3 protein-coding genes and 1 tRNA gene are annotated in these 2,497 nt (G+C 45.9%); 1 reads left to right on the forward strand and 3 read right to left on the reverse strand.

Features of this window, described 5'->3' with window-relative positions; all coding sequences use genetic code 11:
* Positions 1-108: 108 nt before the first annotated feature.
* Both LC574_RS35190 and lipA read right to left on the reverse strand, forming a co-directional pair.
* On the reverse strand, positions 109-1,044 hold the full coding sequence (locus LC574_RS35190) for an NAD(P)H-dependent glycerol-3-phosphate dehydrogenase (protein ID WP_229458262.1): 936 nt from the start codon (positions 1,042-1,044) through the stop codon (positions 109-111).
* Positions 1,045-1,068: 24 nt separating this feature from the next.
* On the reverse strand, positions 1,069-1,953 hold the full coding sequence (gene lipA / locus LC574_RS35195; RefSeq protein WP_229458260.1) for a lipoyl synthase: 885 nt from the start codon (positions 1,951-1,953) through the stop codon (positions 1,069-1,071).
* Between the two features lie 139 nt (positions 1,954-2,092).
* Here lipA and LC574_RS35200 point away from each other — a divergent pair.
* Positions 2,093-2,166 (forward strand) — tRNA-Pro (locus tag LC574_RS35200).
* Between the two features lie 30 nt (positions 2,167-2,196).
* Here the strand turns inward: LC574_RS35200 and LC574_RS35205 are convergent.
* The coding region (locus LC574_RS35205; protein ID WP_229458261.1) for an ABC-2 family transporter protein at positions 2,197-2,497 on the reverse strand (301 nt) is incomplete at its 5' end.

Consider the following 2,497-nt stretch of genomic DNA (forward strand, 5'->3'; position numbering starts at 1 on the left):
CGCGCTCTGCCGATCTACAAATTCAGTAATCTTAAAAGAACCTCTCCCCCAAACCTGCAAGGTTTGGGGGCTGGGGAGGGTTAGGTTTTTGATTGTTGAATCGATGCTCTAGTAGTTGTACTCTGGCTTGATATCTCGCAGCATCAGTTCATCAAGTGCTTGTCGGGGTGTGACTTCACCCTGAAGTAAACGATAAACTTGCTCAGTAATTGGAACAGGAATGCTTTGTTGCTTGGCTCGTTGCATCAAAACCCGGCAAGTATTCACTCCTTCAGCAGTTCCTTGTAAATTTTCGAGAGTTTCTGTAAGTGAGTTACCACCAGCTAGCTGGTAGCCAACTTGGTAATTGCGGCTTAAGGGACTATTGCAGGTTGCTAACAAATCTCCTAGACCTGATAAACCATAAAATGTTTCTGTCTTCGCACCCCAGTTGTTGCCGATGCGAACCATTTCTGTAAGTCCACGGGTGACTAAAGCAGCTTTGGCATTGGTTCCCAGTTGTAAACCATCGCACACACCGGCTGCGATCGCAATCACATTTTTCAGTGTTCCCCCCAATTCCACGCCCAAAGGATCGGGATTGGTATATACCCGAAAACGCACAGAAGAAAATACTAACTGGACTACTTCCGCAGCCGTGGGAATATTACTGGCTACTACCGTTGCTGCTGGTAATTCTAGTTGAATTTCTTTAGATAAATTAGGCCCAGACAGGACGACAACTGCATGGTTAGGGAATAGTGTTTGCCAAATTTGCGACGGCGTGCAGGTAGTTTGGGGGTCTAAGCCTTTCGTCGCTGTGACAAAAATTGTCTCTGGAGAAAGGGGGAAACACTGGATTTGGGAAGCAACATCCCTCACACCAATCATCGAGATAGCGGATAGGACGATTTGGACATCTTTTAAAACTGCTTGGATAGTTTGCGAACCTTGACGCGACCACACGCGCACCAGATGACCATTTGCTGTGGCGAGATTTGCCAGAGATGCACCCCAAGCACCCGCACCAAGAATTGCAACGGAAAGTTTTGAGTTGGAGTACATCTGCTCACTCATAACTCCTAATTCCTAACTCCTAACTTTTGAGCGGGGATAACGTTCCATTAATTCCCTGACTTTTTCTGCATGATATGAGCTTCTTGTCAATGGTGAAGAAACAACTTGTAAAAATCCGATTTCCTCGCCGAATGCCTTCCAGTCAGCAAATTGTTCTGGATTGATAAATTCATTTACTTGCAAATGTTTTTGACTGGGTTGGAGGTATTGCCCAATTGTCAAAATGTCGCAATCCACAGTTCGCAAGTCTTGCATGACCTGGCGGATTTCGGCATCAGTTTCACCGAGTCCAACCATGATACCAGATTTAGTGTATGTGCTCTTGAGAACTTGGCGAGTGCGTTGCAATAATTCTAATGTGCGATCGTAGTTTCCTTGGGGACGCACCCGGCGATACAGGCGTGGAACAGTTTCTGTATTGTGGTTTAATACCTCTGGCGCAGCTTGTAGAATCAACTCTAGGGCATTCCAATTACCGCACAAGTCAGGAATTAGTACCTCAATTGTGGTGTTGGGTGAAACAGTGCGAACCGCATTAATACACGCTATAAACTGAGACGCACCACCATCTGCCAGATCATCTCGGTTTACAGAAGTGATCACAACATGGTTAAGTTTCATGCGGCGAACAGCTTCTGCTAGTCGTGCAGGTTCCGTGGGGTCTAGTGGTTTGGGTTTTTTCTCAAAATCAATATCGCAGTAGGGACAAGCGCGTGTACAAGCCGGGCCCATAATTAAAAATGTGGCAGTCCCAGCATTGAAGCATTCACCAATATTCGGACAGGACGCTTCCTCACAAACTGTATTGAGGGCTAAATCCCGCAAAATATCTTTAACGTTACCGATGCGCTCACGCCCAGGTGCTTTTACCCGCAACCAGTCTGGTTTTACAGTCACAATCCGCTTTTACCACTAGAGTTATACAAATTTAATCGTAGCAAGCAAAGCCTTGGGTGAAGCGATCATTATATATAGATGTAACTCTGTAATTTGGCACGGGTTGTGATATTCTTAATTTATAATGGCATTTTTATGGCGGGATGTGGCGCAGCTTGGTAGCGCACTTCGTTCGGGACGAAGGGGCCGCTGGTTCAAATCCAGTCATCCCGATTTTTAGTTGAAAGGCGTTGCTCTAGCTCTCTAACTCGAAGCACTGGTATAAAACCGTAACGCAAATCGCCAAAAGCAAGTGGAAGCGAAAAACAACGCTACTGCTAATATTGCCGCACCTATCAACCAGCTAATTTCACTTTGGCCCAGTAGCGCTTGGGCTGGTACAGTAGTTAAAAACGCTACTGGCATTACAAAGGTGAAGAAAAAGCGGTAAGCAGTAGGATATGCTGCAATGGGATATCGGCCAGCTTCTAACAAACCACCCAGCACTTCGGTAACGTTGTATATTTTGACGAACCAGATACTGGTCGCTCCCAGCATAAACCAC

This window comes from Nostoc sp. CHAB 5715 (genome assembly GCF_020829685.1).
GTDB lineage: Bacteria > Cyanobacteriota > Cyanobacteriia > Cyanobacteriales > Nostocaceae > Nostoc.